General features: G+C 72.9%; 24 protein-coding genes. 12 read left to right on the forward strand and 12 right to left on the reverse strand.

What is annotated here, in order from left to right; genetic code table 11:
- From AB0C69_RS05190 to aceB, 3 genes are all read right to left on the reverse strand, one after another.
- Positions 1–708, reverse strand: a 708-nt coding sequence (locus AB0C69_RS05190) for an FAD-binding oxidoreductase (RefSeq protein WP_360349997.1), incomplete at its 3' end; no start/stop codon positions are given.
- Entirely contained in the window at positions 708–2,147 is a 1,440-nt protein-coding gene (locus AB0C69_RS05195; protein ID WP_345174748.1) for an FAD-linked oxidase C-terminal domain-containing protein, read from the reverse strand. The genes AB0C69_RS05195 and AB0C69_RS05190, both read right to left, overlap by 1 nt.
- A 109-nt stretch (positions 2,148–2,256) precedes the next feature.
- Positions 2,257–3,864 (reverse strand): malate synthase A, encoded by a 1,608-nt coding sequence (gene aceB, locus AB0C69_RS05200; RefSeq protein WP_360350000.1) that lies wholly within the window; start codon positions 3,862–3,864, stop codon positions 2,257–2,259.
- 219 nt (positions 3,865–4,083) lie between these two features.
- Between aceB and hflX the strand changes: the two genes are divergently transcribed.
- The 3 genes from hflX to AB0C69_RS05215 all read left to right on the forward strand — a co-directional run bounded on the left by hflX (position 4,084) and on the right by AB0C69_RS05215 (position 8,072).
- Positions 4,084–5,520 (forward strand): GTPase HflX, encoded by a 1,437-nt coding sequence (gene hflX / locus AB0C69_RS05205; protein WP_345174362.1) that lies wholly within the window; start codon positions 4,084–4,086, stop codon positions 5,518–5,520.
- A gap of 456 nt (positions 5,521–5,976) precedes the next feature.
- A complete protein-coding gene (gene hutI / locus AB0C69_RS05210) occupies positions 5,977–7,191 on the forward strand; it encodes an imidazolonepropionase (protein WP_067631854.1) in 1,215 nt (404 codons plus the stop codon).
- A 35-nt stretch (positions 7,192–7,226) separates the two neighbouring features.
- Complete coding sequence (locus AB0C69_RS05215) at positions 7,227–8,072, forward strand: DegV family protein (RefSeq protein ID WP_360350005.1); 846 nt, start codon at positions 7,227–7,229, stop codon at positions 8,070–8,072.
- Between the two features lie 24 nt (positions 8,073–8,096).
- Here AB0C69_RS05215 and AB0C69_RS05220 read toward each other — a convergent pair whose 3' ends face one another.
- A complete protein-coding gene (locus AB0C69_RS05220) occupies positions 8,097–8,846 on the reverse strand; it encodes an AraC family transcriptional regulator (RefSeq protein WP_345174366.1) in 750 nt (249 codons plus the stop codon).
- Positions 8,847–8,914: 68 nt separating this feature from the next.
- Here AB0C69_RS05220 and AB0C69_RS05225 point away from each other — a divergent pair, with 68 nt between their 5' ends.
- The 4 genes from AB0C69_RS05225 (at position 8,915) to holA (ending at position 14,616) form a co-directional block, all read left to right on the forward strand.
- Positions 8,915–10,225, forward strand: a complete 1,311-nt coding sequence (locus AB0C69_RS05225; RefSeq protein ID WP_360350008.1) for an MFS transporter — start codon at positions 8,915–8,917, stop codon at positions 10,223–10,225.
- Between the two features lie 67 nt (positions 10,226–10,292).
- The gene (locus tag AB0C69_RS05230) at positions 10,293–11,006 is read left to right on the forward strand and encodes a ComEA family DNA-binding protein (RefSeq protein ID WP_360350011.1); all 714 of its coding nucleotides are present in this window, start codon (positions 10,293–10,295) and stop codon (positions 11,004–11,006) included.
- The gene (locus tag AB0C69_RS05235) at positions 11,003–13,594 is read left to right on the forward strand and encodes a ComEC/Rec2 family competence protein (protein ID WP_360350014.1); all 2,592 of its coding nucleotides are present in this window, start codon (positions 11,003–11,005) and stop codon (positions 13,592–13,594) included. Before AB0C69_RS05230 ends, AB0C69_RS05235 begins: the two co-directional genes overlap by 4 nt.
- A gap of 68 nt (positions 13,595–13,662) precedes the next feature.
- Entirely contained in the window at positions 13,663–14,616 is a 954-nt protein-coding gene (holA, locus tag AB0C69_RS05240) for a DNA polymerase III subunit delta (protein WP_345174372.1), read from the forward strand.
- Between the two features lie 204 nt (positions 14,617–14,820).
- On the opposite strand, the gene AB0C69_RS05245 is transcribed toward holA, so the two are convergent.
- Positions 14,821–15,225 (reverse strand): nuclear transport factor 2 family protein, encoded by a 405-nt coding sequence (locus AB0C69_RS05245; protein ID WP_353832581.1) that lies wholly within the window; start codon positions 15,223–15,225, stop codon positions 14,821–14,823.
- A gap of 56 nt (positions 15,226–15,281) precedes the next feature.
- Here AB0C69_RS05245 and AB0C69_RS05250 point away from each other — a divergent pair, with 56 nt between their 5' ends.
- Positions 15,282–15,851 (forward strand): TetR/AcrR family transcriptional regulator, encoded by a 570-nt coding sequence (locus AB0C69_RS05250; RefSeq protein WP_360350019.1) that lies wholly within the window; start codon positions 15,282–15,284, stop codon positions 15,849–15,851.
- Positions 15,852–15,870: 19 nt separating this feature from the next.
- On the opposite strand, the gene AB0C69_RS05255 is transcribed toward AB0C69_RS05250, so the two are convergent.
- Positions 15,871–16,299: an SRPBCC family protein gene (locus AB0C69_RS05255; protein WP_345174377.1), complete on the reverse strand. Its 429-nt coding sequence runs from the start codon at positions 16,297–16,299 to the stop codon at positions 15,871–15,873.
- The gene (locus AB0C69_RS05260) at positions 16,239–17,159 is read right to left on the reverse strand and encodes a LysR family transcriptional regulator (protein WP_360350022.1); all 921 of its coding nucleotides are present in this window, start codon (positions 17,157–17,159) and stop codon (positions 16,239–16,241) included. Before AB0C69_RS05260 ends, AB0C69_RS05255 begins: the two co-directional genes overlap by 61 nt.
- A gap of 69 nt (positions 17,160–17,228) precedes the next feature.
- Between AB0C69_RS05260 and AB0C69_RS05265 the strand changes: the two genes are divergently transcribed.
- Positions 17,229–17,756 (forward strand): hypothetical protein, encoded by a 528-nt coding sequence (locus AB0C69_RS05265; RefSeq protein ID WP_360350025.1) that lies wholly within the window; start codon positions 17,229–17,231, stop codon positions 17,754–17,756.
- On the opposite strand, the gene AB0C69_RS05270 is transcribed toward AB0C69_RS05265, so the two are convergent.
- Both AB0C69_RS05270 and rpsT read right to left on the reverse strand, forming a co-directional pair.
- Positions 17,698–18,234, reverse strand: coding sequence for an RNA 2'-phosphotransferase (locus tag AB0C69_RS05270; protein ID WP_360350066.1), 537 nt, complete (start codon positions 18,232–18,234; stop codon positions 17,698–17,700). The two genes, AB0C69_RS05265 and AB0C69_RS05270, sit on opposite strands and share 59 nt — an antisense overlap.
- Positions 18,235–18,281: 47 nt before the next feature.
- Positions 18,282–18,551, reverse strand: coding sequence for a 30S ribosomal protein S20 (gene rpsT / locus AB0C69_RS05275; protein WP_141577350.1), 270 nt, complete (start codon positions 18,549–18,551; stop codon positions 18,282–18,284).
- 242 nt (positions 18,552–18,793) lie between these two features.
- On the opposite strand from rpsT, the gene lepA reads away from it, so the two are divergent.
- On the forward strand, positions 18,794–20,635 hold the full coding sequence (gene lepA, locus AB0C69_RS05280; protein WP_360350029.1) for a translation elongation factor 4: 1,842 nt from the start codon (positions 18,794–18,796) through the stop codon (positions 20,633–20,635).
- A 3-nt stretch (positions 20,636–20,638) separates the two neighbouring features.
- Here lepA and AB0C69_RS05285 read toward each other — a convergent pair whose 3' ends face one another.
- The 3 genes from AB0C69_RS05285 to AB0C69_RS05295 form a co-directional block, all read right to left on the reverse strand.
- Complete coding sequence (locus tag AB0C69_RS05285; protein ID WP_360350032.1) at positions 20,639–21,172, reverse strand: DUF4870 domain-containing protein; 534 nt, start codon at positions 21,170–21,172, stop codon at positions 20,639–20,641.
- 158 nt (positions 21,173–21,330) lie between these two features.
- Positions 21,331–22,701 (reverse strand): hypothetical protein, encoded by a 1,371-nt coding sequence (locus AB0C69_RS05290; protein WP_360350035.1) that lies wholly within the window; start codon positions 22,699–22,701, stop codon positions 21,331–21,333.
- 125 nt (positions 22,702–22,826) lie between these two features.
- A complete protein-coding gene (locus AB0C69_RS05295; protein ID WP_345174392.1) occupies positions 22,827–23,711 on the reverse strand; it encodes a hypothetical protein in 885 nt (294 codons plus the stop codon).
- A 170-nt stretch (positions 23,712–23,881) separates the two neighbouring features.
- On the opposite strand from AB0C69_RS05295, the gene AB0C69_RS05300 reads away from it, so the two are divergent.
- Both AB0C69_RS05300 and hemW read left to right on the forward strand, forming a co-directional pair.
- Positions 23,882–24,322: a hypothetical protein gene (locus AB0C69_RS05300; RefSeq protein WP_360350038.1), complete on the forward strand. Its 441-nt coding sequence runs from the start codon at positions 23,882–23,884 to the stop codon at positions 24,320–24,322.
- A 43-nt stretch (positions 24,323–24,365) separates the two neighbouring features.
- Positions 24,366–25,574 (forward strand): radical SAM family heme chaperone HemW, encoded by a 1,209-nt coding sequence (hemW, locus tag AB0C69_RS05305; RefSeq protein ID WP_360350041.1) that lies wholly within the window; start codon positions 24,366–24,368, stop codon positions 25,572–25,574.
- The last annotated feature ends 9 nt before the right edge of the window (positions 25,575–25,583 follow it).

Below are 25,583 nucleotides of genomic sequence, written 5' to 3' on the forward strand. Positions count from 1 at the left end.
GACCGCGCTCGGGGCGACGGGGGAGTGCAGGACGGTCTGGACCGCGTCGTGCGCGTCCTCCGGCCCGTCGACGGCGCACGTCACGTACGCGGTCGCCTCGGGGATCGGATGCAGGCGGAACGTGGCGTCAACGATCAGGCCGAGCGTTCCGTAGGAACCGGCGAAGAGCCGCCCCAGGTCGTACCCGGCGACGTTCTTGACGACCTTGCCTCCGGAGCGCGCGACCTGGCCGTCCGCCCGGACGACCGTGAGCCCGATGACCAGGTTCCTGGGCGTCCCGTAGAGCGTGCGCAGGGGACCGGCGGCGCTCGTGGCGATCGTCCCGCCGACCGTCGAACCCGGTAGCGGGACGTCGAGCGCGAGCCGCTGCCCCCGTTCGGCCAGTTTCTCGGCGAAGTCCTCCATCGCGAGCCCGGCTTCAGCTTTGGCGACGAGGTCGCCTGCCGTGTGCTCGACGAGCCTGTTGAGCCGATGGGTGTCGATGAGCAGGTCGCAGCGTTCCGGTGGCTCGCCCCAGTCCAACCGGGTCTCGGCCCCACGCGGGACGACGGCCAGGCCCTTCTCGGCGGCCACGCGCATGACGTCGGCGGCCTCAGTCAGGTTCTTCGGCGCCGCGACGAGCGCGGGCTCCACGCCGAGCACGCCTTCGGCGGCCTCACCGGGCCGTACGTCGCCGCAGACCTTCGCCAGGGCGTCCAGGGGCCGCATCAGAAGATGTCCGCCTTTCCCTCGAACGGGTGCGGGCCCTTGCGCTTGCCGGGCACCTCCCCGCACAGCCGCGGCGTGGGGAAGACCTTGCCCGGATTGCACAGCCCCGCCGGATCGAAGCCGCAGCGGACCATCTGCATCGTGTCCAGGTCGGCGTCGGTGAACATGCGCGGCATGTAGCGGGCCTTGTCCACGCCGACCCCGTGCTCGCCGGTGATGGAGCCGCCGTGCTCGATGCACAGGTCGAGGATCGCGCCCGAGACCTCCTCGGCGCGCTCCTCCGCGCCCGGCTCGGCGTCGTCGAACAGCACCAGCGGATGCAGGTTGCCGTCCCCCGCGTGGAACACGTTCGCGACCCGCACGCCCGACTTGGCGGACAGAGCGTCGATCCTGGCCAGGACGTCCGGGAGCACGGTCCGGGGGATGACGCCGTCCTGGACGAGGTAGGCGGGGCTGATCCGGCCCACGGCCGCGAACGCCGACTTGCGCCCCTTCCAGATCAGCGCCCGCTGCGCGTCGTCGGCGGCGATGCGGATCTCGAAGGCGCCCGCGTCCCGGCACATCCGCTCCACCTCGGTGAACTGGGCGGCGACCTCGGCCTCCGGGCCGTCCAGCTCCACGATCAGCACCGCGCCGGCGCCCGGCGGGTACTCGCAGCGCACCGCCGCCTCGGCCGCCTCGATCGCCAGCGCGTCCATCATCTCGATCGCCGCCGGGACGACGCCCGCGCCGATGATCGCCGACACCGCGGCGCCGCCCGCCTCGATCGAGCCGAACGCGGCCAGCAGCGTCTGCACGGTCTCGGGGACCCGCGTCAGCCGCACCGTGATCTTGGTGGCGATGCCGAGCGTGCCCTCCGCCCCGACGAACACGCCGAGCAGGTCGTAGCCGGGCCCGTCCGCCGCGAGCTCGACGAGCTCGCCGTCGGGCGTGACGACCTCGCAGGCCAGCACGTGGTGGGCGGTGAACCCGTACTTCAGGCAGTGCGCGCCGCCGGAGTTCTCGGCGACGTTGCCGCCCACCGAGCAGATCTGCTGGCTGGACGGGTCGGGCGCGAAGTAGTACCCGTGCGGGCGGACGGCCCGCGTCACGTCCAGGTTGATCACGCCCGGCTCCACCACGGCCCGCTGCCCGGGGATGTCGATCTCCAGGATCCGGTTCATCCGGGACGTGACGATCAGCACGCCGTCGGCGCGGGGGAGCGCCCCGCCCGACAGGCCCGTGCCCGACCCGCGCGCGACGTAGGGGACCCCGGCCGCCGCGCACTCCCGCACGATCGCGGCGATCTGCTCGGCCGTGTCGGGCAGCACGACGACGCCGGGCGTGCACCGGTGGTTGGTGAGGCCGTCGCACTCGTAGGTGCGCAGCCGCACCGGATCGCTGATCACCCGGCCGGGCCCGAGCAGCGCCTCCAGCCTGAGTCCGAGCGCCGTGAGCATGGTCTCCACTCTCTCCACGATCCCTCGCCCGCCGAGCGGTCGCAAGGCCTTGCGGGCCGTCCGGAACGCCTCTCCCGGACGGCCCGCGAACGCCGCCGGAGCCGGCCCCCTACGGGAACTGCTGGTAGGCCGGCGTGGTGAGGAACTCGGAGTACTCGTCGGCCAGCGTGACCTCCTTGAAGAGCTCCACGGCCTGGTTGTAGCGGGGCTCGTTGTACGCCTGCCCCAGCTCCTCGCGGATCTTGCCCAGCTCCTCGTCCAGGAGCTGCTCCACCCACTCCTTGGTGATCTTCTGGCCCTCCGCGGTGGAGACGCCGTTGTAGATCCACTGCCACACCTGGGAGCGGGAGATCTCCGCGGTGGCCGCGTCCTCCATCAGGTTGTGGATCGCGACCGCGCCCGCGCCGTCCAGCCAGGTGGCCAGGTAGCGCAGCGCCACGTCGATGTTGTTGCGCAGGCCCGCCTCGGTGATCTCGCCGGGGGTGGCCTTGACGTTGAGCAGGTCGGCGGCGGAGACGTGCACGTCCTCGCGGAGCCGGTCGCGCTGGTTCGGCCTGTCCCCGAGGACGCCGTCGAACACCTCGCGGCAGACCGGGACGAGGTCGGGGTGGGCGACCCAGGAGCCGTCGAAGCCGTCGCCGGACTCGCGGGTCTTGTCGGCGCGGACCTTCTCCAGCGCGACCCGGTTGACCTCCTCGTCGCGGCGGGACGGGATGAACGCCGCCATGCCGCCGATCGCGTGCGCGCCCCGCTTGTGGCACGTCCGCACGAGCAGCTCGGTGTAGGCCCGCATGAACGGCGCGGTCATCGTGATCGCGTTGCGCTCGGGCAGCACGTAGTCGGTGCCCCGGTCCCGGAACTTCTTGATCACCGAGAAGAGGTAGTCCCAGCGGCCCGCGTTCAGGCCGGCGGAGTGGTCGCGCAGCTCGTAGAGGATCTCCTCCATCTCGAACGCGGCCGGGATCGTCTCGATCAGCACGGTCGCGCGGATGGTGCCGCGCGGGATCTCCAGGGCGTCCTGGGCGAGGTTGAACGCGTCGTTCCAGAGCCGCGCCTCGAGGTGGCTCTCCATCTTCGGCAGGTAGAAGTAGGGGCCCTTGCCCTTGTCGAGCTGCCTGCGGGCGCTGTGGAAGAAGTAGAGGCCGAAGTCGAACAGCGACCCGGACATGGGCTCGCCGTCGACGAGCAGGTGCTTCTCCTCCATGTGCCAGCCGCGCGGCCGGACGACGATCGTCGCGAGCTCCCCGTCGTCCTTCAGCGCGTAGGACTTGCCGCTCCTGGCGTCGGTGAAGTCGATGGTGCGGTCGAGGGCGTCCCGCAGGTTGAGCTGCCCTTCGACCATGTTGTTCCACAGCGGGGTGTTGGCGTCCTCGAAGTCGGCCAGCCACACCTTGGCGCCCGAGTTCAGCGCGTTGATCGTCATCTTCCGGTCGGTCGGGCCGGTGATCTCGACGCGGCGGTCCTCCAGGCCGGGCGCGGGCGCGGCGACGCGCCAGGAGTCGTCGCCGCGGACGCCGGCGGTCTCGGGCAGGAAGTCGAGGGTCCCGCCCGCGGACAGCTTGCGCTGGCGCTCCGCGCGCGCCTCCAGCAGCTCCTTGCGGCGGGCGCCCAGCTCGCGCTGCAGGGCGGCGAGCAGGCCGAGCGCCTCGGGGGTCAGGATCTCCTCGTACCGCTCGCCGAGGGGTCCGGTGACCTCGATGCCTTCCAGTCCAGCCATCTGCCTGCCCATTCGTATAGCGAAATTCGACTTCTGTTATGTGGAGAACGGTACTCGCCGGTACGGAGGCCGGTCAAAGCGGGGCCCCCTGCAGACCTCCCCGCGCGCGCTTGCGTCAACCCAGGGGGAAACCGGGTGATAACCAGGTGACCGGCGGGGATGGTGCGTGAGACCATCGCGGGGAAGATACGGCCGCGAAGCGGCGTTCTACGAGGACATATGACTGAACCTTTCTCTGCAGACGAGACCCAGGCCCCTGACGAGTTCGAGTACGAGCCCCTGACGGGCGAGCTCGACCTGGAAGAGCGACGGGCACTGCGCCGCGTCGCGGGCCTCTCCACCGAACTGACCGACGTCACCGAGGTCGAGTACCGCGCCCTCCGGCTTGAGCGGGTCGTGCTCGTCGGCGTGTGGACGGAGGGGACGGCCGCGGAGGCCGAGAACTCCCTGCGCGAGCTGGCGCTGCTCGCCGAGACCGCGGGCTCGCAGGTGCTCGAGGGCCTCGTCCAGCGCCGGACCCGCCCCGACTCGGCGACCTACATCGGCTCCGGCAAGGCGGCGGAGCTGCGCGACATCGTGATCTCCACCGGCGCGGACACCGTCATCTGCGACGGCGAGCTGGCGCCGAGCCAGCTGCGCCACCTGGAGGAGACCGTCCAGGTCAAGGTGATCGACCGGACGGCGCTGATCCTGGACATCTTCGCCCAGCACGCCAAGAGCCGCGAGGGCAAGGCGCAGGTGGAGCTCGCGCAGCTCGACTACCTGATGCCGCGGCTGCGCGGCTGGGGCGGCAACCTGTCCCGGCAGGTCGGCGGGCGCGCCGCGGGCGGCGTCGGCATCGGCGGCCGCGGCCCCGGCGAGACCAAGATCGAGCTGGACCGTCGGCGGATCCGCACCCGGATGGCCAAGCTGCGCCGCCAGATCGCCGAGATGTCCAAGTCGCGCGACACCAAGCGCGGCGAGCGGCGCCGCCACCAGGTGCCCGCCGTGGCCATCGCCGGCTACACCAACGCGGGCAAGTCGTCCCTGCTCAACCGGCTCACGGGCGCCGGGGTCCTGGTGGAGGACGCGCTGTTCGCCACCCTCGACCCGACCGTCCGGCGCGCCGAGACGCCGGGCGGCCGCGCCTACACCCTGGCCGACACCGTCGGGTTCGTCCGGCACCTGCCGCACCAGCTCGTCGAGGCGTTCCGCTCGACGCTGGAGGAGGTCACCGACGCCGGGCTGGTCCTGCACGTCGTCGACGGCTCCGACGCCGACCCCGAGGCGCAGATCGACGCCGTCCGCGAGGTGCTGCGCGAGATCGGCGCGGACCGCATCCCGGAGATCATCGTGATCAACAAGGCGGACGCCGCCGACGAGCTCGCGATCGCACGCCTGCAGCGCCGTGAGCCGCACAGCGTCGTCGTGTCCGCCCGCACCGGGTTCGGCATCGAGGAGCTGCGCGCCGCGATCGAGGCCGACCTGCCGGGTCTGGAGAGCGAACTGCACGTCCTGGTGCCGTACGAGCGCGGCGACCTCGTCGCGCGCGTGCACGAGCGCGGCGAGGTCCTCAAGCAGGAGCACGTCGCCGAGGGCACCGTTCTGCACGCCCGCCTTCCGGTCGACCTCGCGGGCGAACTGGCCCAGTACGAGACCGTCTCCCCGACGGCCTGATCACCCTCACCCACCGGGTGCCTCCGCAGGAGCCCCGGTGGGTTTGGGATGGGCCCAGTGACCGATTCGAGAACGTCCGAAGACGCCCCTTGGTCGCCGAACGATGACAGCTTGTCCAATCCGCTTGACGGTGCGGTTGAAATCCGTACCGTCGTAGAGCTAAGGGGCGGGGTGATGGGTGTCGATGTGCTGCGATCAGAGGTTGTCGGACGGACGTTCCGTGCACTACCGTGACGAAACCGATACCTCCGGTCTCGTTGCCAGCGGTGGCCCCCCGGCCACCCGACCCTCCACAGGTGGAGCCGCCGGCACCCAGTCGGCGTTTCGGATCGAGAGCAGGTGGCCCAACCATGGCAGGTCCGAACGCTCGAACGAGGGACCGCGGCCCGCACCGTCGCCCCACGGCATCCTGCACCGCGCTCACGTGCGCATGGCCCCATCCAGGTCGGTGACCCTATGACGGTACGGCTGTTGACGAACATCGGCAGGCTCTGGACGGGCACCGACGTCTGCAGCAACGCCGCGGTGCTCATCCACGACGACCGCATCGTCTGGGCCGGGCCCGCCTCCGACCTCCCGCAGAGCGTCCCCGGCATCATCGACGACATCGTCGACGTCGACCACGTCGAGAACCTCGGCGGCGGCCTCGTCACGCCCGGCCTCATCGACGCCCACTCCCACCCCGTCTACGCGGGCAACCGGTGGGCCGAGCTCGCCATGCGCACCAGCGGCTCGTCCCACTCGGCCATCACCGCGGCGGGCGGCGGCGTCAACTCCACCGTGACCGTCACCCGGGGAACCGACCCCTGGACGCTCTGCAACGGCGTCCGCGAACGGCTCCGCCAGTGGATCCTCGCCGGCACCACCACCGTCGAGGCCAAGACCGGCTACCACCTCACCCGCGACGGCGAGCTCGCCGACATCCGGATGCTGCGGTCGCTGGAGGGCGAGCCCTCCATGCCGCGCATCCACGCCACGTTCCTCGCCGCGCACATCCTGCCGCCCGAGTTCTTCGGACGCCGCCGCGACTACATCGAGGCCGTCCGCCTCTGGGCCGGCGACGCCGCCGTCGCCGGCGCCGACTCGATCGACGTCTACTGCGACGAGGGCCACTTCACCGCCGAGGAGGCCCGCGCCCTCCTCCTCACCGGCAAGCGCGCTGGCCTCAAGGCCCGCATGCACGCCTGCGCCAACGAGCGCATCGGCGCCGCCCAGGTCGCCGCCGAGGTCGGCTGCGCCTCCGCCGACCTGCTCACCCAGGCCAACGACGACGACATCAAGGCCCTCGCCCACGCCGGCGTCACCGCCACCGTCTGCCCCGGCAGCTCCCTCAACAGCAGCCGCGCCCCCGCGCCCGTCCGGCAGATGCTCGACCGCGGCGTCACCGTCGCCCTCGGCACCGACCACAACCCCGGCCAGTGCGGCATCACCTCCATGCCCCTCGTCATCGGGCTGTCGGTCGCGATGTTCGGGCTCAGCGTGACCGAGGCGCTGCGCGCCGCCACCCTCGGCGGCGCCGCCGCGCTGCGCGTCGGCGACCGCGGCTCCCTCGCCCCGGGCATGCTCGCCGACATCGTCCTGTGGGACGCCGACCACGAGGGCGCCTTCGCCTGGGCGTTCGGGCTCCGCGCCCTGCGCATCTGGCGCGGCGGCGTCCCCGTCCAGCCCTGACGGAGGAGGCGCGGGCGGCGGGTAGTGTCGCCGGCATGGGCAGCGCGGTCGCGGTCGTCACCGATTCCACCGCCTACCTTCCCCCCGGGCTCGCCGAACGGCACGGGCTGACCGTCGTCCCCCTGCAGATCGCCGTCGGCGGCGCCACCCGGGACGAAGGCGACATCAGCACCGCCGAGGCCGCCCTGGCGCTGAAGGAATGGCACCCCGTCACCACGTCCCGTCCCGCGCCCCGGCGGTTCGCCGACGCCTACGAGGCGGCCGCGGCCTCGGGCGCGCGCGAGGTGGTCTCCGTGCACCTGGCCTCCGCCATGTCGGGGACGGTCGAGGCGGCGCGGCTCGCCGCCGAGGACGCCCCCGTGCCCGTGCGGGTCGTCGACAGCGGGACCATCGGCATGGGCCTCGGATTCGCCGCGCTCTCCGCGGCGGCCGCCGCGATGGCGGGCGGGTCCGCCGCCGACGCCGTGTCCGCCGCCGTCCGGCGGGCCGGGCTCACCCGCTCCCTCATCTACGTCGACACCCTGGAGCACCTGCGGCGGGGCGGCCGGATCGGCGCCGCCGCCTCCCTGTGGGGCTCCGCGCTGATGGTGAAGCCGCTCCTGGAGATCACCGGCGGGCGCATCGCGCCGCTGGAGAAGGTCCGCACGTCCTCGCGGGCGCTGGCCCGGCTGGAGGAGATGGCCGTGGCCGAGGCCGGAGCCCGGCGCGTCGACCTCGGCGTCCAGCACCTCTCTGCCGCCGCCCGCGCCGAGACCCTCGCCGCCCGGCTGCGCGAACGCGTCCCGCACGTCCAGGACGTCTACGTCGGCGAGGTCGGCCCCGTCATCGGCGCCCACGTCGGCCCCGGCATGCTGGGCGTCGTCATCGCCCCCCAGCTCTGACCCGCGGGCGCCGGGAGGAGGGCCTCAGGGGCGCAGGAGGCGGCGCAGGACGGTCGGCGGGTGGCCGGTCTCCGCCCTGACCGTCCGGGTGAGATGCGCGTGGTCGGCGAAGCCGAGATCGGCGGCGAGGCCGGACAGGTCCCGTTCGCCCTGCTCCAGGCGGTCCAGGGCGAGCCCCACCCGGATCCTGTTCCGGTAACGAGTGACGGACATGCCGGTCTCGCGGCGGAACGTCCGGCTCAGGTGGGAGGGGGAGACCTCCAGGAGCCGTGCCAGGGAGACGAGCCCGGCCGCCTCCTGATGGCCGCTCGCCATGGCCTCGCGTGCCTCGTCGACCAGGGCGCGGCGCTTCCCGCCCTGCTCGTCCACGGCGAGGTGGGCGAGCAGGCCCATCAGCCGCTCGGCCGTCTCGAAGGCCACGTCGGGGCCGGAGCGCAGGAGGAGGCGATGGGCGACGTCCGCCCGCGCGCTGACCCTGACCGTCCCGGACGGGCGCCGCCACAGGGCGGGGGAGAGCATGATCGACGTGCACACGTCGCCGCCCGCGGGATGCGCGAACTGGCCCTCCTCACCGACGGTCTGGGCATAGCCCATGGTGCGGTCGACGACGGCGCGTCCGTGGCGCGACCGCATGCGGAACCGCCCCGACCGCACCAGGACGATCTGATCCCCGGTGAACGGCTCGGGCTCCGACCATCCGGGCTGGTGCCCCGTGCAGCGCACCGCGTGGACAGAGAAGTCTTCCGTCTCCGCCACGGTGGTCGATTCGCGCATGCCCGTCATCGTACGCAGGGGCAAACATCTTCAAGCGCCGCCGGAAGGCCGCCCAGCACACTCGCGGAATGGTCGGACGATGGCTTCTAGCGGTGCTGCTCACGGGGCAGGCGATGGTGTCGATGGACGGCTCCATCGTGGCGGTGGCGATGCCGGACATCGCGGAAGGTCTGCACGCGTCCGGCTCTCTTCTGCAACTCGTCACGGGCGGCTACATCTTCGCCTTGGCCGTCCTCGTGGTCACGGGCGCGCGGCTGGGCGACAGCCACGGCCACCGCTCGATGTTCTTCCTCGGACTGTTCGGCTTCACGGTCGCGTCGTTGGCGTGCGGGCTGGCGCCGACCGGTGCCGTCCTTGTCGCCGCGAGGATCTGCCAGGGTGCAGCGGCCGCACTCCTGCTTCCGCAGGTTCTCTCTTTGATCCAGCTGTCCTTCGAGGGGGCGGCCAGGGGGCGTGCACTCGGCCTGTACTCGATGGTCCTGGCGTTGGGGGTCGCCTTGGGTCAGGTGGCGGGAGGCGTCATCGTGACCCTCGGCGGCAGTTGGCGGCCCATCTTCCTGGTCAATGTCCCTGTGGGGGCCGTGCTCCTCGCCATCGGACCACGTCTGATGCCGCCGGAACACAGGAAGCCCGTCCGCCTGGACCTGCCCGGCGTGGTTCTCCTCTCCTGCGGCATGGGCGCGCTCGTCGTGCCCCTGGTTCTCGGCAGGGAACAGCACTGGCCGCTGTGGACGTGGCCGTCCATAGCGGCGGGATGCGTTCTGCTCGCCATCTTCTGCGTCCATGAGCTGAGAACGGCGTCGCCGCTTCTGGACCTCTCAGTGTTGCGCAGACCGTTCATCAAGCCCGGCCTGTTCGCCTCCTGCGCGGTGATGGGCGCCTACACCGGCTTCCTCTTCACGTTCGCGCTCTACCTGCAGAACGTGCTCGGCTTCTCGCCGCTCCACGCCGGGCTCACGTTCCTCCCGTACACGGCGGGCTTCGCGACGGCGGGCCTGGGGTGGACGCGCCTGCCCCTCTCTCTGCGAGGGGACCTGCCGACATGGGGCCTGCTCACGTTCGCCGCAGCCGCTTCGGCATTGGCCCTCCTGACCCGGGACGGCTGGCCGGTGCTCCTGGCGGTGCCCCTCCTGTACGCCGCCGGGGCCGGTCACGCCGCCGCCTTCAGCCCTCTGGTCGACCGGATCACCGGGGCCGCGGGACCGGCGCAGGCCTCGTCCGTCTCCGCCCTGACGAACACGGGCGCGCTGCTGTCGAACGTCCTCGCGATCGCCGTCTTCGGTGGCGTCTACCTCGCGACGCCCGGCACGCTGACCCGCGTCGCGGCCCTCCTGGCGGCGCTGCTCGTCCTCGCGGCCGCGGCGTCCCGGCGCCGCTGACCCAGGGTTATCCACACTTTCCGAACCCCGCGCGCCCGCCCGGCCGGCCTCCTTAACGTCAGGCTCCATGAGACCTGACATCGAAGACCGCCTGCACGCACTCACGGGCCGTTGGAAGCCGCCCGCCGCCCCGGCCGACGCGCCGCCGGCCGCCCGGTTACGCGCGACGCCCGACCGCTCCCACGTCCGCACGCTCGTCCTCGTCGGCGTGCTCGCCGCCCTGGTGGCCGTCGGATATCTCTGGCTCGCCCGGCCGCGCCCCCAGCCGGCGGCCCCCGCGGCGACCGCCTCCCTCGTCGAACCGCGTCCCACCCTGTCGGCCGCCCCGGCATCCTCGGCGTCCTCCCCGGTGGTCGTCCACGTCCTCGGCAAGGTCGAGCACCCGGGCGTGATCACCCTGCCGTCCGGTTCCCGGGTCGCCGAAGCCATCAAGGCCGCGGGCGGGGTCCGTCCGGGCGCGAAGACGGGCGCCCTCAACCTGGCCCGCCCCCTGGTGGACGGCGAGCAGATCCCCGTCGGCGTCCGCGCGCCGTCACCGCCCCCACCGCCGCCCGGCGGCGCGGCCCCGCCCGCTCCGGGCGCGCCCGGCGCCCCTCTCGACCTCAACGCGGCCACCCCCGGCCAACTGGACGACCTTCCCGGCGTCGGCCCCGTCCTCGCCCAGCGCATCGTCGCCTACCGCACCCAGCACGGCGGTTTCCGCTCCGTCGAGCAACTCCAGGACGTCAGCGGCATCGGCGCCCACCGGTTCGCCGACCTGAAGGCGATGGTCCGGGTTTGACCCACGACCTCCGCCTCCTGGCCCCGGCGCTCGCCACCTGGCTCGCCGCCGCCGCGACCATAGGGCTGCCCGGGCCCCTGATCTACGGCCTGGCGGCGACCGCCGCCGCCGCGTCCCTCTACCTCCTGACCACCCACCGCCCACCCGCAAGCACCTCACCGCCCAAGGGGCAAGCACCTCTTCACCGAAACGCAGACACCCCGGAACGCCCAGTTGACCCTCACGAACCCACTCCCACGCCCACGCATCCCCCGAACGGCGACCCCACATGGCAGACGAGTGCCGCCAGCACCCGCCACCCGCAGCAGAGCCCCGCCCGACCCAAGAACGGCAACCAGCGCGCCCGCCACTTCACTACGTCCCGCCTTGGCGATGTCGCGCGGGGCGTGGGCGGCGGCCGGTTCGAGCGCTCCCTCAGACGACTCGTTCCGATGGCGCGGCGGGCGGAAGGCGGCGGTGCGGGGCCGGGGAACGGGTGGCGGCTGCTCGCCGGGGCGGCCCTGGCCTGCGCCGCGGCCTCGGCCTGCGGGGTGGCGCTGCGGACGACGGCCGTCGGGACGGGGCCCGCGCGAGAGCTGGCCCGCGCGGGACGGTTCGCGACGGCCGAGGCCGTGGTGACCGGGGACCCGCGGGCCAGGCCCGGGAACGGGCGACCAGTGATCATCATCCGCGCGCGGGCGGAGGCCGTGGAGCGAACCGGGGTCCGCGTCCCGGTGCTGCTGATCGCTTCGGATCCGCGCTGGCTCCGCCTGATCCCCAGCCAGCGCGTGCGGCTCCGCGGCCGCTTCGTGCCGCCGAGGGGCCCCGGCCTGCTCGCCGCGGTCGTGATCGTGCGCGGGCCGCCGGCCGTCCTCGGGCCGCCGTCGGCGATCCAGCGCGCCGCCGAGCACGTGCGGGCGCGGCTGCGAGCGGCCGTGGCCCGGCTCCCGCCCGACAGGCGCGCGGTCCTTCCGGCGATGGTCGTCGGCGACACCTCGCGCCTCGACCCGGAACTCGCTGAGGAGTTCCGCATCGCCGGGCTCACCCACCTCCTCGTGGTCTCCGGCGCGAACCTGGCGATCGTCATCGGGGCGGTCCTCGGGCTGTGCCGCCTCGCCGGGTTCGGCCGGCGCCGGGCCCCACCCGTCGCCGTCCTCGCCGTGTGCGCGTTCGTGGTCGTCGCCCGTCCCGAGCCGAGCGTCCTCCGGGCGACCGTCATGGGCCTGATCAGCCTTCTGGCGCTGCTCACCGGACGGCAGCGCCAGGGCCTGCCCGCCCTGGCGGCGGCGGTGCTGCTCCTCGTGCTCATCGACCCGGAACTGGCGCGCTCCTACGGGTTCGCGCTGTCGGCCCTCGCGACGGCCGGCCTGCTCGTCCTGGCCCCGCCCTGGCACGAGCGGCTCGCCCGCCGGATGCCGGGCCCGCTCGCGGCCGCCCTCGCCGTCGCGGCCGCCGCCCAGGCGGCCGTCGCACCCGTCCTGGTGATGCTGTCCGGGGAGATCGGCGTCGTCTCCGTGTTCGCCAACCTGCTCGCGGCCCCGGCCGTCGCCCCCGCCACCCTCCTGGGCGCCCTCGCCGCGGTCACCGCCCCCTTCTCCCCGCCGCTCGCCCGCGTCATCGTGTGGCCCGCCGGCCTGGCCGTGGGCTGGATCATCTGGGTCGCGCGAACCGCCGCGTCGCTGCCCTACGCGACCATCCCCTGGACGAGCGGCGCCCTGGGCGCCACCACGCTCCTCCTGGGCGCGGGGGCGGCGGCCCTGGCCCTGCGCAGCCGCCGTCTCCGCCTCCTCGCGGCCGCGGCCATGACCGGGGTCCTCATCGGAGTCGTCGCCCTGCGCGTCATCGCCCCGTCATGGCCGCCGCCCGGCTGGCAGATGGTCGCCTGCGACGTCGGCCAGGGCGATGCCCTGGCGCTGTCGGCCGGGCCGGGCCAGGCCGTCGTCGTGGACGCGGGCCCCGACCCCGCCCCGGTGGACCGCTGCCTTCGCCGCCTCGGCGTGACCGACGTCCCGCTCATGGTCCTGACCCACCCGCACGCCGACCACATCAACGGCGTCTCCGGCGTCCGCCGCGGCCGCGCCGTCCGCGAGGTGCTGATCACGCCCCGCACCTCGGGCCGCGAGGCGCGCCGCACGGCCGGCCTCCGCGTCGACCCCGCCGAGACCGGCCGGCAGTGGCGCGTCGGAGACCTCACCCTCTCCGTCCTGGCCCCGCTGACCACCGGCCCCGCCCTGTCACCCGGGGACGACGGCACCACGATCAACAACGCGAGCGTGGTCCTCGTCGCCCGCAAACCGGGCTTCAGCGCTCTCCTGGCCGGCGATGTGGAACTGGAAGCCCAGCGCGCCCTGGAAGCGAGTGTCCCCCGCGTCCAGGTGCTGAAGGTCCCGCACCACGGCTCGCGCAGCCAGGACCCGGCCTTCCTGGCCGCCGCCCAAGCCTCCATCGCCTTGATCTCGGTCGGAGCCCGCAACGACTACGGCCACCCGTCCGGCGCCACCCTCGCCCTCCTGGGCCGCCTCCACACCCAGATCCACCGCACCGACAGGGAAGGAGACATAGCCATAGCCCGCACCCGGTCCGGTCTCGTCACCGTCCCCCGCCACTGACCCAGGCGTTGGGGGAGGGATCCTCGTGGTCGGCCGCGGGGGTGGGTGGGGCGTGGCATGCTGCAAGGGTGTCGGTTGAGTCCATCATTCTGGTCGTCGGTGATGAAGAGCTGCTCGTGGATCGGGCGGTCGGAGACGTCGTCGCGTCGGTGCGGGCGGGGGATCCGGAGACCGAGGTCATCGACCTGGCTCCGGGAGGGCTGGAGCCCGGACGCATCGCCGAACTGACGTCGCCGTCGCTGTTCGGCAGCGGGAAGGTCCTCGTGCTGCGTTCGGCGCAGGATCTGGGCAAGGACCTGACGGCCGAGGTGCTGAAATACGCCAAGACACCGGCGGAGGACGTCGTGCTCGTCGCCGTCCACCCCGGCGGCGCCAAGGGCAAGGCCCTGGTGGACGGGCTGACCAAGCTCAAGGCGCGCAAGATCTCGTGCCCGAAGGTCACCAAGGCCGGGGAGCGGGTCGACTTCGTCCGGGGCGAGATCCGCAAGGCGGGCGGGAAGATCTCGGCGGACGGCGCGCGGGGGCTGATCGAGGCCGTCGGCAACGACCTGCGCGAGCTGGCCGCGGCCTGCAGCCAGCTCGTCGCCGACACCGGCGGAAAGATCGACGATGCGGCCATCGCCCGCTACTACCGCGGGCGCGCCGAGGTCAGCGGCTTCACCGTGGCGGACAAGGCGATCGAGGGACAGCTCGCCGAGGCCCTCGAGCAGCTCCGCTGGGCGCTGGCGACCGGTGTGGCGCCCGTCCTGATCGTCAGCGCGCTCGCCCAGGGCGTGCGCGGACTGGCGAAGGTCGGCGGCGCTCCGCGCGGCGCGCGGGGAGCGGCCCTGGCCAAGGACCTGGGCATGCCGCCGTGGAAGATCGATCGGGTGCAGAAGCAGCTGCGCGGCTGGTCGGGAGACGGGGTCGCGCGCGCGCTGACCGCCGTCGCCGAGGCCGACGCGGAGGTCAAGGGCGGCGCCGCCGACCCCGCCTACGCCCTGGAGAAGACCGTCGCCCGAATAGTCGCCGCCCGCGGCTGACCCGCCGACGGAAAGCCGACCGCGCCGACAGCGCGAACCGGCCCCCGCCAGGTCGACCGAAAGCTCCAGCGCGAGCAGACACCACTCGTCGGGTGCGTACGGCACCCGAGGTAGTCAACCGAACCACGGATCGGTGACTCGTAGACAGCGGCTGTGGTCGGGCGTTCGTGTGGGGTGTGGGGGCGGGTTTGTGTTGGGGGGCGGTTAGGTGAGGGCCTGGATGATGGCGAGGGTGTTCTGGTACTCGCGCCAGCGGGCCACTTTGCCGTCGCGTGCTGTGAGGACGGCGATGAAGGCGGCCGTGGACTGCTTGGCCGTCTTGGTGTTCGTGCCGGTCAGCTCGTACTCCACCACGATCGTGTTCGGGTCGTGGGTGTCGTGGACGGCGAGGGTGCGGCAGGCGTCGAACCGGACGGGGAACGCGGCCCGCTGCGGCTCGGCGAAGTCCAGGAACCGCTGCCTGCCCTCGAATCTGGTCGGGTGGCCGGGCGGTGCGAAGGGGGTCTCGATGACGGCGTCGTCGGTGAGGAGGTCGCCGATGTGGGAGGCCGGGTGGTCGAGCCAACGCTGCTGCATCTGGCCGAAGAGTTCGCGTGGTGCGGTCGGCATGGAGCCCTCCTAAGATGAGTGGTGACTCATGAAATGAGGATAATGAGTCGGGACTCATGTTGTCCAGGGAGGGGCGGCTGATGCGCGCGGACGCGCGGCGCAACCGGGAGCGGATCCTGGAGGCGGCGGAGGAGGTCTTCGCCGCCGCCGGCCCGGACGCGTCGACGGAGGAGGTGGCGCGGCGGGCGGGCGTGGCGATCGGTACCGTCTTCCGGCACTTCCCGACGAAGGGCGACCTGCTGCGGGCCCTGATGAAACGGCTGTTGCAGCAGGTCACGGACGACGCGGCGGAACTCGTCGCCGACGGGGATCCCGAGGGCGCGCTGTTCGAGTTCTTCGCGCGGCTCGTGGAGCGGACCGCCGCGAACCGGGCCGTCGTCAGCCTGCTGGCGGCCGAGGGAACGGAGGTGCCGATCACCGGGCCGCTTGGATCGCTGAGTGACGCGGTGGGAGAGCTGCTGGCGCGCGCGCAGGAGTCGGGCGCGATCGCTGCGGAGATACGGCACGACGAGGTGATGGCGTTGCTGGTCAGCGCCTGTCAGGGCGCACTGCACGGAGGCTGGGACGACGACCTGCGCCGGCGGACGCTGAGCATCATGTTCACCGGCCTCCGCCCGTCGACCTGACGGTGCCAGGGCCGTCCTTCTAGGGGGTGGGGCCTTGTTCGGCCTTGGTCTTCAGGCCCTCGGCCTCCATGGCCACGTAGCGGCGGAAGAGGCGGCCGGCCAGGAGGGCGAAGAGGGGGGCCAGCGGGCCCTTCTGGTCGAGGGTGAGGCGGACGGTCGACCTGCCGCCGGGGGCGGGGGCGACCTCGTGGCCGCCGGTCGTGGTGATGCCCGCGGAGCGGGACTCCCAGGTGAAGGTCCTGTTCTCGTCGAAGGCGGTGACGGTCCAGACCGTCGCGGGGAGTCTCGGCTGGTGGACGCGGGCGCGGCTGCCGAGGGTGAAGGGTTCGTCGAGGAGTTCCACGCGGTCCATCGAGGCGGTCATGCCGGGCCAGCGCTCGACGTCCTTCAGGAGGTTCCAGACGGTCTCGGGCGGGGCGTCGATGTCGACGGAGGTCTCGAAGTGCACGGAGCGCTCCTCAGCGATGTGCGGACGGCGGCCAGGAGTCCGGTGACGAGGGGGTCGTCGGCCCTGTCCGGCAGGTGGAGAGCGTAGTAGGGGACGGCGGGCAGGTCGATGATCTCGCGCGCCGTCAGGCCCGGGGGAGGGGGGACGCAGCCGTTGACGACGGCGAGTCCGACGCCGAGGGACGCGAAGTGCAGCATCAGGGGCCAGCCCGCGGCCTCGACGGCCAGGGACCAGGGCACCTCGGCGGCGCGCAGGGCGCGTTCGAGGGTGATGCGGTGCGGGCCCTCGGGAGGCGGGACGACGAGGGACGCGCCGGCGAGGTCGGCGAGGGTGAGGTGGGGCCTCGCGGCGAGGGGGTGGCCGTCCGGCATGACGAGGGTCTGGGGGTAGGACGCCAGCGGGACGGCGGCGACGTCGGCGGGCAGCACGTCGAGCACGGCGACGCCGAGGTCGGCGCGGCCGGTGCGGACGGCGGCGAGGGTGCGGGCGCGGTCGCCGTTGATCAGACGGATGCCGGGGCGGACGGCGCCGCCGAGGAGGTAGAGGTAGGCGCCCTCCCCGGCGGCCAGGGCCGGGACGCGGGTGGGGGACGTGCCGTGGACGTCCGCGAGGAACGCCGTCATGCGGGCGTCGAGGTCGCGGGCGAAGCGGGCGACCTGCTCCCCGGTGGGGGTGAGGGCCAGGCGGCGCCCGTGCCGGGTGTAGAGGGGACGGCCCAGCGTGTCGCCGAGCCTTCGCACCTTGACGTGCAGGGCGGGCTGGGAGATGTGGAGCTCTTCGGCGGCGCGGGTGAAGTTGAGGTGGTCGGCGAAGACCGCGAACGAGGCGAGCGCGTCCGTGGAGAGGCGGCTCAAGTCCATAGGCAGGGACTATAGCCGTGGAGGTGATCGATAGTTCTGTTCTAGGGTGCGCGGGCCGAAGGTGGGGGCATGAACAGCGAACCGCGGCTCGGCGTCGATTTCGGCCGGGTCATCCATGGCGGCCTTCGGGCACCCGGTGAGGACGACACCGTCTTTCTCGACGGGAGTTTCGAGGAGGCCCTCGCGTCCCCTGCCACCGACGGCGTCTACGAGGTGCTGCCCGGCCTGGTCGAGGCGTTCGGGGGACGGGCGTGGATCATCTCCAAGTGCGGCGACCGGATCCGGGAGAGGACGCTGGCCTGGCTCGACCACCACGACTTCTACGGGCGGACGGGCCTGCCGCGGCGCAACGTGCGGTTCTGCCGGAAGCGGCAGGACAAGGCGCGGCACTGCGCGGAACTCGGGATCACCCACATGATCGACGACCGGCTGGACGTGCACCGCGCCATCCGCGAGATCGTCCCGTACCGGTACCTGTTCGGGCCGAAGGAAGGGCCCGACTGGGTGCGGCACGTCCCCGACTGGGCCGCCGCCGAGGTCATTCGCTCAGATATTCCGGCGGGACCGCGTCGACCAGCCACACCCCGTTCGCGCTGACGCGGAACTCGTGACCGTCGGCCGCCATACGGCCGGCCTGGACGGTCAGCACGACAGGGGCGCCGCGCCGGGCGCCGACGCGCCGGGCCGTTTCGAGGTCGGGCGACAGGTGGACGGCGTGCCGCCCCATGGGCAGCAGGCCCTCCCGCAGGATGGAGTCGACGGAACGGCGCACGGTGCCGTGGTACAGCAGTTCCGGCGGGGGCGTCACCGGCAGGTTCAGCGAGACGGGGACCGAGTGGCCCTGGACGGCCCGGATCCGGTCGCCGGCGAGCTCGTAGCGCTGCTTGTCGTTGACCGCCACCACGTGGTCGAGTTCCGCGCGGGTGAGCGCGAACCCGTGGGCGGCGGCGGCCGAGAGCAGGTCGGCGACGTCCGCCCATCCCTCGGGATCGAGCGTGAGGCCGATCCGCTCGGGGCGGTGCCGCAGGTGCTTGGCGAGATACTTGGAGATCTTGACCGCGCGGCGCTCGTCCATGGACATGCGTCGGGGCCGGCGCGCGGCCGGCCCCGGGCGTGCGGCTCTTACTTGGCCTGCAGGGCGGCGGCCTGCCTGGCGATCGCCGACTTGCGGTTGGCGGCCTGGTTCTTGTGGATGACGCCCTTGCTGACGGCCTTGTCCAGCTTGCGGGCGGCGAACCGCTGCGCGGCGACGGCGTCGTCCACGTTGCCGGCCTCGGCGGCCTCGCGGAACTTGCGGATCGCCGTCTTCAGCTCGGACTTGACGGCCTTGTTGCGCAGGCGAGCCTTCTCGTTCTGCTTGTTGCGCTTGATCTGGGACTTGATGTTAGCCACGTCGTAGAGCCTCAGCTTGGTCGCGATCCTGGGCCTGCGCGTATCGGCAGGCGCTGACGAAAATGTCTGAACGGGGGCGGGACGGTGCCCCCGGGGCACGACGCTACGCCACACGCAGTCGCACAGCTTACCAATCACCGGGGCCGGTCCCAAACCGGACCGTGCACGGAGCATCGGGCGGGACATGGGACTATGGGAGGTACAGATCCCTGTCCACCTGTGAGCATTGCGAACGGACCCCGGTGCCAGCGCCCCAGCCTGACAAGACCGATCCCGCGATCATCCGCAACTTCTGCATCATCGCGCACATCGACCATGGCAAGTCGACCCTCGCGGACCGGATGCTGCAGCTGACCGGAGTGGTCGAGGAGCGCCAGATGCGCGCCCAGTACCTCGACCGCATGGACATCGAGCGCGAGCGCGGCATCACGATCAAGAGCCAGGCGGTCCGGCTGCCCTGGACGGCCGGCGGCGTCGACCACGTCCTCAACCTGATCGACACCCCGGGCCACGTCGACTTCTCCTACGAGGTGTCGCGGTCGCTCGCGGCGTGCGAGGGCGCGGTCCTGCTGGTGGACGCGGCACAGGGCATCGAGGCGCAGACGCTCGCCAACCTGTACCTGGCGCTCGAGGCCGACCTGCACCTGATCCCCGTCCTCAACAAGATCGACCTCCCGGCGGCGCAGCCGGAGAAGTACGCCGAGGAGCTGGCCGGGATCATCGGCTGCGACCCCGCGGACGTGCTGCGCGTGTCCGGCAAGACGGGCGAGGGCGTCCGCGAGCTGCTCGACAAGATCGTCGAGGAGGTGCCGGCGCCCGTCGGGGACTCCGACGGCCCCGCCCGGGCGCTGATCTTCGACTCGGTCTACGACACCTACCGGGGCGTCGTCACCTATGTCCGGATCATGGACGGGCACCTGTCGCGGCGCGAGAAGAGCCTGATGATGTCGACCGGGGCCGCGCACGAGACCCTGGAGGTCGGCGTGATCTCCCCGGAGCCCAAGCCCGTGCAGGGCCTCGGCGTCGGCGAGGTCGGCTACCTGATCACCGGGGTGAAGGACGTCCGGCAGGCGCGCGTCGGCGACACCGTGACCGGCGCGTCCCGGCAGGCCGCCCAGGCGCTCGGCGGCTACCGCGACCCGAAGCCGATGGTGTTCTCCGGCCTGTACCCGGTCGACGGCGACCAGTACCCCGAGCTGCGCGACGCGCTCGACAAGCTGCGGCTGAACGACGCCGCGCTGGTCTACGAGCCCGAGACGTCCGCTGCGCTCGGGTTCGGGTTCCGCTGCGGCTTCCTCGGGCTGCTGCACATGGAGATCGTCCGTGAGCGGCTGGAGCGCGAGTTCGACCTGTCGCTGATCTCGACCGCGCCGAACGTGGTGTACCGGGTCGTGATGGAGGACGGGACGGAGCACGTCGTCACCAACCCCAGCGAGTTCCCCGAGGGCAAGATCGGCACGGTGTACGAGCCGGTGGTGAAGGCGACGGTGCTGTCCCCGTCCGACCACATCGGCGCGATCATGGAGCTGTGCCAGGGCCGCCGCGGCGTGCTGCTCGGCATGGACTACCTGTCGGAGGACCGCGTCGAGATCCGCTACACGCTCCCGCTCGCCGAGATCATCTTCGACTTCTTCGACCAGCTGAAGTCGAAGACGCGCGGGTACGCCTCGCTCGACTACGAGCCCAGCGGCGAGCAGGAGTCCGACCTGGTGAAGGTCGACATCCTGCTGCAGGGCGAGTCGGTGGACGCCTTCAGCCAGATCGTGCACAAGGACAAGTCCCGCGAGTACGGCCTGATGATGACGGCCAAGCTCAAGGAGCTGATCCCGCGGCAGCAGTACGAGGTGCCGATCCAGGCCGCGGTCGGGGCGCGCATCATCGCCCGCGAGAACATCCGCGCCATCCGCAAGGACGTCCTCGCCAAGTGCTACGGCGGCGACATCTCCCGCAAGCGCAAGCTGCTGGAGAAGCAGAAGGAGGGCAAGAAGCGGATGAAGACCATCGGGCGGGTGGACGTCCCGCAGGAGGCCTTCGTCGCCGCCCCCGGTCGAGAGGGCGGCGACGCCGACAAGGGCAAGAAGTAGCCGCTACTTCAGCAGGGGCCAGGCCACCGCGGCCGGGACGCGCCGGAACTCGCCGCGGTTGGCGGCCCTGCCCGCGTACACCAGGAAGACCATCTCCACGGCCGTGAAGAGCAGCGGCACCCAGATGAGGAAGTCGGCGACCAGCGACAGCAGGCCGAAGACGAACCACACGGCGATGGCCGCGATGCCCATGTTGAGGCCCTGCGCGGCGTGCCTGCGCACGAACGGCGAGCGGGCCTTGCCGAGGTAGACGACGGCCGGGGCGATCACGCCGACGAGGAACTGGCCCACGTACGCCATCAGCGACCACGTCCTCTCGTCGTCGGTGACGGGGCCGAAGTCGCCGGGCATCTGGGCGGTGTTGCTCCCGCCCTGGAAATCGTTCCCGCCCTGAGGCGGCTGCTGCTGCCAGCCCATGCCGCCCTGGGGTTGCTGCGGCTGCTGCCAGGCGTTTCCGGGCTGCTGCCAGGGGGCCTGCTGCTGCTGCCACTGGGGCTGCTGTCCCTGGCCGGGCGACGGGGGGTGCCCGTAGGCCATGGCGGACGTCCTCTCCGGTTCGCTATGAGAGCTATTGGCGAAGTGTATGACTCCTTGGACGTGCGTGAAGTTCGCCTGGGTTCCCGCGAACGGGCGGGCCGTGGCCGATTCGTGCCACGGGCCCGCCCGGGGGACGTCCGGGGACGCCCGGTGCGGTGTCAGGGCCGCCAGAGGACGGCGGACGGGGCCGCCTGCGTGAGCGTGACCGAGCCCTTCCACGCGACCGACGAGGGCTGCGGCAGGAACGAGCCGTCCAGGAAGAACCCGCGGTTGATGGACGTCACGGTGGCCGGCGCGCCGTTGTCCCCGGTTCCGGTGGGACGGCGGAGGGCCTCGATGCTCGCGATGCCGGAGACCGCGGTCCCCTCCGGCAGCTCGACGGTGGTGGCGACGGCGCCGTCACGGTCGATCGACCAGGTCGGCTCGTCGTGGTCGGAGCGGTAGAGCCGGGACGGGTCGGCCTTCAGGCGCACCCCGAGCGCGACGCCCGGGACCGACCCCGGCCCGGTCGCGGCGCCCGTCGTCTTGGCGAACTCCACGAACAGGTACGTCCGCTGGTCGCCGACCTCGCGCGTCGCCGGATCGGACGGGTTCTCGATCTTCTTCTCGCGGACCATCTCCTGCGCGGCGATCCGGTAGGTCCACGGCTCGCGGTCCATGACGGCCTCGCGGGCCCGGCCGTCCGGGCGCGTGCCGCCGGCGTCGAGCAGGAAGCGCAGCGGCGGGTCCGGCGAGATCACGTCGCACATGTTGTTGTTCTGGGTGCAGGTCTGCAGGACGGGATGGTCGCCTTCGTAGCGGCCCGTGAACTTCAGGGTCAGGTGCATCGGCGCCTGGTAGACGGCGGTGCCGTCCACGCGCCGGCCGGACGCGTCGACCTCGACCCGGTAGATCCACTCGATGTCGGTCGTCCGGCCCCAGCGGGCCATCAGCGCGGGCGTGTCGGTGCCGCCGTCCTCGTTGCTCCACACCACCGAGTACTCGATGATCTTGTGGCCGGGGGCGGCGGCGGGACGGGTCTCGTGCCACGCGAGAAGGGGGGTGTCGGTGGTCGCGTTCTGGTAGGGGTCGCCGAACGGCCAGCCGGTCCGCCCGACGACGACGGGCGCGTGGCGCAGGGCGAGCGCCTCCGCCTCCGGCATGCCGACCGCGGGCCGCCGGAGGGTGACGCGCCGTGCGGCGGGCGCGCTGCCCTTGGCGAACCGCAGTGTCACCTTGTGGCGCCCCTTCCCGACGTGCCCGAGCCCGAGGCTGCGGGGGACCGGGTCGGACGAGGGGACGACGAGGTCGGTCACATGGCGCCCGTCGACGGCGATCGACACGACGGCCGACTCGGCGCCCCGGCGAGCCCAGGAGACGCCCGGGGCGGACGCGGTGAAGGAGATCACCGCCTCCCCGTCCCGGCGGGCGGTGAACGGCAGCGACCGGGCGGGGCCGCCGCGGTGGACGTTGATCGTGCCGGGCGGTCCGGCGGCGTGGGCGGGGGCGGTGAGGGCGAGGGGAGCGCCGGCGAGGGCTGCGCCGGTCACGGCGAGCACTGCATGGCGCGCGCGGCTTCTCATGATCGGGGAACCTAGGCGGCCGCGGTTGCGTTCGGGTGACGGCGAGGTCCCCCGTGGGTGACGGCTCCGTGTGCGCCGGGGAGTCGCGCGGGTCAGGAACCGGCCCACAGCGGCGACAGCCCCGCGGGCACCCCCAGGGACACGCCGGTGAACCGCTCCGCCTCGTCCGCCCCGTCGGGCGCGTGGAGGGTGAGCCCGCAGGCCGCCAGGTGGACCGAGCGGCCGCGCCGGGCGATCTCGTGGCCGAGCTCCCGCAGCAGCGCGACGACGTCGCCGGCGGGCTCGTCGAGCAGGTCGACGCCGTCGAGCCGGAACCGCATCTCGGGGTTGCCGCTCCAGCCGGACGTCCGCGTCCCGCAGATCTGCGCGAGCCGCTCGACGCCGTCGTCGCCCCGCCCGGTGGACAGCGCCAGCGTCCCGCGCCCCACCCGGACGCTGCGGTGCCCGGCCCACCCGCACAGGAACGACGACTTCGGCGGGAGGGTGCCGCACCGCTCGGCGATCGCGGCGAGGGTCGTCCAGGCGTCCGCGGCGCGGGTGGAGAACAGCAGGCTCGCGTCCGGCAGCAGCGCCCCGCGCCCCGGCTCCAGCGTGACCACGAACGGCGGCACGCGGCCGGGGAACCGTGCCGGATCGGCCTCCCGGAGGGTGACGATGCCCTCCCACTCGACGGGCTCGGCCACCGCGAACCAGGTCACCGCGGCCTCGGCGCCGAACTCGCGGAACGTCGCGTCGGTCAGCCGCTCGGCGACCGCCTCCCGCAGGCCGTCGGCCGTCTCGGCGAGCCGGCGGCGCCACCACGCCGGTTCCGGGTCGGAGCGGCCGCGCGGGGACCAGCGCGTCCCCGCGCCGGCGAAGTCCGAGCGCCGCTCGGCGCCCGCGTCGTCCACCAGCACCCAGTGCCAGCCGTCCGGCTCGCCGCGCAGCAGCACCCGGGCGGGAACGCGTCCCCGGCCGGTCGCACCCTCATTTCGCATCCCGACGACCTTATCCGTATTCGTTGCGGCTCCTCAGGCGGTCGGCGACGCAAGTCGCGCCGGTCGGCCGCGACACGGCGGCGGCTGCTTGGCATGGGCGCCGATGGCGGTACGGTCGGACGGGTACGGCGCCTTGATCAACCGAACCCGGCCGACCTCGCGGAGGCAGCGTGACCCACCCCGACCAGGTTCTGCGTTCCGAGAAGGAGCGGGAGACGGTGAACGGCGCCGTGCGCGCGCTGCGTTCGGCCGCCCCCGCGGGCTGGCAGCGGCTCGACTTCGAGTTCCGCGCGACGGTCGGCATCGACAGCGCCTCCTTCGAGGTCGAGGGCCCGGGCGGCGGGCGCCGCACGGCCCTGCCCCCGGGCCAGGCCGTCGGGAAGATGGACGAGTTGCGCCGCGTCATGTACCGGGCCGACAAGGGCGCCTGGTTCACCGCGCGCCTCCAGGTCGAGCGCTCCGGCCACTTCAGCGCCGAGTTCGACTACGACGGCGAGCCCGACTTCACCCCGCCGCTGGCCCCGTCCGCGTACGTCCAGGACCTCGACCGCTTCCCCCGCGCGGCCGAGCACATCCCCGACTGGCTCCGCGACAAGCTCGGGGACGCCTGACCGCCCGGTCGAAGCAGGCGGCGGAGCGGGGCAGACTGGACAGGTGCCCTCGACGCTCCCTGACGGAGATCCCGTGCCGGCCGACGGTGCGCTGCCCGGCGACGCCCTGGACGGCCTCGGAAAGCGCCCGTTCGCCTTCTACGTGCACGTGCCCTTCTGCGTGACCCGGTGCGGGTACTGCGACTTCAACACGTACACGGCGACGGAGCTCGGCCCAGGGGCGAGCCGCGACTCCTACGCCGACACCGCGATCCGCGAGGTCCGCATGGCCCGGCGAGTGCTCGGCGACGTGGACCTCCCCGTGGAGACCGTCTTCGTGGGCGGCGGCACGCCGACCCTGCTCCCGCCGGACGACCTGGGCCGCGTCCTTTCCGCCATCGACGCCGAGTTCGGGCTCGCCCCGGGCGCGGAGGTCACCACCGAGGCCAATCCGGAGTCGGTGGACGAGGCGTACGTCGCCGGACTCCGCGAAGCCGGCTTCACACGCGTCTCCTACGGCATGCAGAGCGCGCGCGAGCACGTCCTGGCCGTCCTGGAACGCGCGCACACGCCCGGACGCGTCCCGCAGGTCGTCGAGTGGACGCGCAAGGCGGGTTTCGAGCACATCAACCTCGACCTCATCTACGGGACGCCAGGGGAGACCGACGACGACTGGAGGGGCTCCCTGGAGGCGGCCCTGGCGGCGGAGCCCGACCACGTGTCCGCCTACGCGCTCATCGTCGAGGAGGGCACCCGCCTGGCGGCGCAGGTGCGGCGCGGCGAACTGACCGCTCCCGACGACGACGCCATGGCCGACCGCTACCTGATCGCCGACGAGCTGCTCAGCGGCAACGGCCTGCACTGGTACGAGATCTCCAACTGGGCCGCCGACCCGCGCGCCGCATGCCGGCACAACATGCTCTACTGGACGGGCGCCGACTGGTGGGGCGTCGGCCCGGGCGCCCACAGCCACGTCGGCGGCACCCGCTGGTGGAACGTCAAGCACCCCGCCGCCTACGCCGCCCGCCTCGCCGAGGGCACCACGCCCGCCCACGCCAGGGAGATCCTCACCGACGAGGACCGGCACATCGAACGCGTCATGCTCGAACTGCGCCTCGCCCAGGGCTGCCCCGCCCACCTCCTGGACGACGGCGCCGCCCGCAGAGCGATAGCCGACGGCCTGGTCGAGCCCGCCCCCTACGAGCAGGGCCGAGCCGTCCTCACCCTCAAGGGCCGCCTTCTGGCCGACGCCGTGGTCCGAGCCCTCACCTGACCTCCCCCA

Source organism: Actinomadura sp. NPDC048032, assembly GCF_040653175.1.
GTDB lineage: Bacteria > Actinomycetota > Actinomycetes > Streptosporangiales > Streptosporangiaceae > Spirillospora > Spirillospora verrucosospora.

What these genes read in the sequence shown, in the direction of transcription:
- AB0C69_RS05285 (WP_360350032.1), bottom strand. Translation starts at nt 21,172, where the DNA reads ATGGCCTACGGGCACCCCCCGTCGCCCGGCCAGGGACAGCAGCCCCAG.
- AB0C69_RS05220 (WP_345174366.1), bottom strand. Translation starts at nt 8,846, where the DNA reads ATGCGCGAATCGACCACCGTGGCGGAGACGGAAGACTTCTCTGTCCAC.
- AB0C69_RS05230 (WP_360350011.1), top strand. Translation starts at nt 10,293, where the DNA reads ATGAGACCTGACATCGAAGACCGCCTGCACGCACTCACGGGCCGTTGG.
- AB0C69_RS05295 (WP_345174392.1), bottom strand. Translation starts at nt 23,711, where the DNA reads ATGCGAAATGAGGGTGCGACCGGCCGGGGACGCGTTCCCGCCCGGGTG.
- AB0C69_RS05245 (WP_353832581.1), bottom strand. Translation starts at nt 15,225, where the DNA reads ATGCCGACCGCACCACGCGAACTCTTCGGCCAGATGCAGCAGCGTTGG.
- AB0C69_RS05270 (WP_360350066.1), bottom strand. Translation starts at nt 18,234, where the DNA reads ATGGACGAGCGCCGCGCGGTCAAGATCTCCAAGTATCTCGCCAAGCAC.
- AB0C69_RS05215 (WP_360350005.1), top strand. Translation starts at nt 7,227, where the DNA reads ATGGGCAGCGCGGTCGCGGTCGTCACCGATTCCACCGCCTACCTTCCC.
- hutI (WP_067631854.1), top strand. Translation starts at nt 5,977, where the DNA reads ATGACGGTACGGCTGTTGACGAACATCGGCAGGCTCTGGACGGGCACC.
- AB0C69_RS05265 (WP_360350025.1), top strand. Translation starts at nt 17,229, where the DNA reads ATGAACAGCGAACCGCGGCTCGGCGTCGATTTCGGCCGGGTCATCCAT.
- AB0C69_RS05195 (WP_345174748.1), bottom strand. Translation starts at nt 2,147, where the DNA reads ATGCTCACGGCGCTCGGACTCAGGCTGGAGGCGCTGCTCGGGCCCGGC.
- aceB (WP_360350000.1), bottom strand. Translation starts at nt 3,864, where the DNA reads ATGGCTGGACTGGAAGGCATCGAGGTCACCGGACCCCTCGGCGAGCGG.
- AB0C69_RS05225 (WP_360350008.1), top strand. Translation starts at nt 8,915, where the DNA reads ATGGTCGGACGATGGCTTCTAGCGGTGCTGCTCACGGGGCAGGCGATG.
- AB0C69_RS05250 (WP_360350019.1), top strand. Translation starts at nt 15,282, where the DNA reads ATGTTGTCCAGGGAGGGGCGGCTGATGCGCGCGGACGCGCGGCGCAAC.
- hflX (WP_345174362.1), top strand. Translation starts at nt 4,084, where the DNA reads ATGACTGAACCTTTCTCTGCAGACGAGACCCAGGCCCCTGACGAGTTC.
- AB0C69_RS05260 (WP_360350022.1), bottom strand. Translation starts at nt 17,159, where the DNA reads ATGGACTTGAGCCGCCTCTCCACGGACGCGCTCGCCTCGTTCGCGGTC.